Below are 3,329 nucleotides of genomic sequence, written 5' to 3' on the forward strand. Positions count from 1 at the left end.
GGCCGCCGGAACCCGCTCCTACCTCGTCATCACCGCTCCCGGCGACACCTCCGCCGCTCGCAACGCCGTCGCGGCGAACGGCGGTTCGGTCTTCGCGCACTACGACGCGATCGGCGTCGTGGTCGCCCACTCCTCGTCGGCCGGCTTCACCGCCGCCATGCGCTCCGTCGCGGGCGTGCAGAAGGTGGGTGCGACCCGCACCTCGGACGTCCCCGCCGACGCCTACTCCCCCACCCTGCCGAGCACTCCAGGGCAGTCGCCCACCACGCTCACCGAGACCGCGCGGTGGGACATGACCAGGATCAACGCCGACAAGGCCTGGGCCGTCAGCACCGGCTCGGCGTCCGTCACGGTGGGCGTCCTCGACACCGGGGTGGACGACCGGCACCAGGACATCGCGCCCAACTTCGACACGGCGGACTCCGTCTCCTGCGCCTACGGCAAGGCCGACGCCCGGGCCGGCGCCTGGCGTGACGTCGGCAGCCACGGCACGCACGTCGCAGGCACCATCGCCGCCGCGAAGAACGGCAAGGGAGTGGTCGGCGTCGCGCCGGGCGTGAAGATCGCCTCGGTGCGTGTCGCGGAACCGAGTACGAGCATGTTCTTCGCCGAGAACACCGTCTGCGGCTTCATGTGGGCCGGTGATCACGGTTTCGACGTCACCAACAACAGCTATTACACGGACCCCTGGATGTTCAACTGCCCTGACGACCCGGACCAGGCGGCCATCATCGAGGGCGTGCGCCGGGCGCAGGAGTACGCGGAGGGCAAGGGTTCCCTCCAGGTCGCGGCCGCGGGCAACTCCAACTACGACCTGGCGAACAAGCGCACCGACAGCTCCAGCCCGAACGACTCCACCCCCGTCAACCGCACCCTCACCAACGCCTGCATCGACCTCCCGACGGAGCTGCCGGGCGTGGTGACCGTCGCGGCGATGGGCAACGGAAGCATCAAGGCGGCGTACTCCAACTTCGGCCGGCACGTCATCGACGTCGCGGCCCCGGGCGGCGACGGAGCCTACGGCGTCTACTCCACGCTCCCCGGCGGCAAGTACGGGAACATGAACGGTACTTCGATGGCCTCGCCGCACGTTGCCGGTGTCGCCGCGCTGCTGAAGAGTGCCGATCCGGCCGCCACCCCCGCTGATCTGCGCGCGCGGCTGGGAACCCAGGCCACGGACACCGCGTGCCCGTCCGACAGCCGCTGCACCGGCACCACGGCGAAGAACGCCTTCTTCGGGGAGGGTCAGGTCGACGCGCTGAAGGCCGTCGGTGGCACCACGCCGCCGCCCGGGCGGTACTTCGAGAACACCGCCGACGTCACCGTCGCCGACAACGCCACGGCGGAATCGCCGATCACCGTGACCGGTGTGACGGGCAACGCCCCGGCCGCGCTGAAGGTCGGTGTGGACGTCAAGCACACGTACCGCGGCGACCTGGTGCTGTCGCTCGTCGCCCCCAACGGGTCGGTCTACCCGCTGGAGGACTTCGCCGACGGCGACAGCGGGGACGACGTGGTGAAGACGTACACGGTGGACGCCTCGTCGGAGTCCGCGTCCGGTACGTGGAAGCTGCGTGTCCGCGACACCGCGACACAGGACACCGGGCGGATCGACGCCTGGAACCTCACCTTCTAGCGGGAGGGTTCCACCGGGTGCGTGAACTCCTCGCGGCGGGGCGGCGTATCGGCGCCCCGCCGCAAGGAGCAGGACCGGGCCGTACCCGCGCCCCTCACCACGTCACGGGCAGCTCCAGGGGGAAGCGCCGGATGGTCTGGGTGTCCCAGGGCACGTCCTGAGCCGGTAGGGCCAGGCGCAATCGGGGGAGGCGGGTGAACAGGACCCCGATCGCGGTCCTGAGTTCCGAGATGGCGAGGGTGCTGGCGACGCAGTGATGGCCGCCCCAGCCGAACGTCATATGAGGGTGGGACGCACGGTCGACGTCGAGGACGTCGGGGTCCGCGAACACCTCCGGGTCCCGGTTGGCCGCCAGATAGGAGACGTGCACGAAGTCTCCGTCGCGGATCAGCACTCCTTCCAGCTCCACGTCCTCCAGCGCGACGCGCGGGATGCCGACGCCCTTGCGGAAGGGGATGTGCCGCAGGAGTTCGTCCAGCAGCCGGGGAAGCTGTTCCGGACTGCGCCGCAGCAGGTCGTGGAGCTCGGGGCGGGTCAGCAGGGCGTAGGCGATGTTGCTGATCTGGCAGGTGGCCGTGTCGTTGCCGCTGAGGATGAGGGTCAGCGCCAGGACCGCCAGCTCGTCGTCGCTCAGGGGCTCCTCCCCTTCGTCGCCGGCGGCCATGGTGGTGATGAGGTCGCTGCCCCCGTCCTCCCGGCGTTCGGCGACGAGCGTGGTGAAGTAGGCGCGCAGGTGCTGCTTGGCTTCGGCCGCCGTCTGCCGGGCATCGGGCGCGGTGGCCAGCATCTGCTGGGTGAGGCGCAGCATGAGCGGCCGGTCCTCGTCGGGTACGTCCAGCAGGGCGCAGATGGTGTGGTTGGGCAGCGGCTCGGACAGTCCACGGGCCAGGTCGGCCGGTGGGCCGTGCTCGACCATCTCGTCCACGAGCCGGTGGGCCACCTCCTCGATGGCCGGCGTCATGCGCTTCACGCTGCTCTGTGTGAAGGCCCGGGCGGCGGCGTGGCGCAGTCGGGTGCCGCGCGGCGGGTCCATGACGTTGATCGATTCCGGGGAGACGATCGGCTCGGGGGTCATCCGGGGGTAGTCGCGGCCGACGATGGCGGCCCGGCTGAATCTGGGGTCGGTCGTCACCTGGCGTACGCCGTCGAAGGTGGTGACCAGCCACGCCTCGGCTTCGCCGTAGGAGAGCCGGATACGGCTGACCGGGCCGCGGGCCATGAGCTGTGCGAGGGACGGATCGAACTCGAGTTGCTCGCTGTAGTCGAAGGGGCAGGCGGCGGTGTGAGCCATGTGTGCTCCTGAGCTCGTGCGGTGGTGCGGCCATGTGGGCGGAACCGGTGGGCACGGGCCACTGCCGCCCCGCCCGTGGGGGACATTTCGCATAGTGCGGCAGAGCGCCGCTCCATGCATCCAGTGCCGGGGCAGACGGCAGAAAGCGGGGAGACGTGCCCGATCCCACCTCTCGGACACCACAGCAGACGACCGTCGACGTGCTGGTCGTCGGTGGCGGACCGACCGGCCTCACCCTCGCCTGCGACCTGGCCAGGCGCGGCGTGCGTACCCACGTCATCGAGGCGACCGAACGACTCCCCGCCGGTTCACGCGGCAAGAGCCTTCAGGCACGCACGCTGGAGGCGTTCGACGACCTCGGTCTCACCGACGCGGTGAAGGCCGCCGGCGGCCCCTTCCCAC

At 70.6% G+C, this 3,329-nt stretch carries 3 protein-coding genes; 2 read left to right on the plus strand and 1 reads right to left on the minus strand.

What is annotated here, in order from left to right; genetic code table 11:
• A partial coding sequence (locus ABZ281_RS32950; RefSeq protein ID WP_356661473.1) for a S8 family serine peptidase occupies positions 1-1,636 on the plus strand: 1,636 nt, incomplete at its 5' end.
• A gap of 94 nt (positions 1,637-1,730) precedes the next feature.
• Here ABZ281_RS32950 and ABZ281_RS32955 read toward each other — a convergent pair.
• Positions 1,731-2,927 carry a cytochrome P450 gene (locus tag ABZ281_RS32955; RefSeq protein WP_356661475.1) on the minus strand — a complete coding sequence of 399 codons (1,197 nt, stop codon included), beginning with the start codon at positions 2,925-2,927 and terminating at the stop codon, positions 1,731-1,733.
• A gap of 155 nt (positions 2,928-3,082) precedes the next feature.
• Between ABZ281_RS32955 and ABZ281_RS32960 the strand changes: the two genes are divergently transcribed.
• Positions 3,083-3,329, plus strand: a 247-nt coding sequence (locus ABZ281_RS32960) for an FAD-dependent oxidoreductase (RefSeq protein ID WP_356661477.1), incomplete at its 3' end; no start/stop codon positions are given.

Origin of the sequence: Streptomyces sp. NPDC006265, from assembly GCF_040613555.1 — a bacterium.
GTDB lineage: Bacteria > Actinomycetota > Actinomycetes > Streptomycetales > Streptomycetaceae > Streptomyces.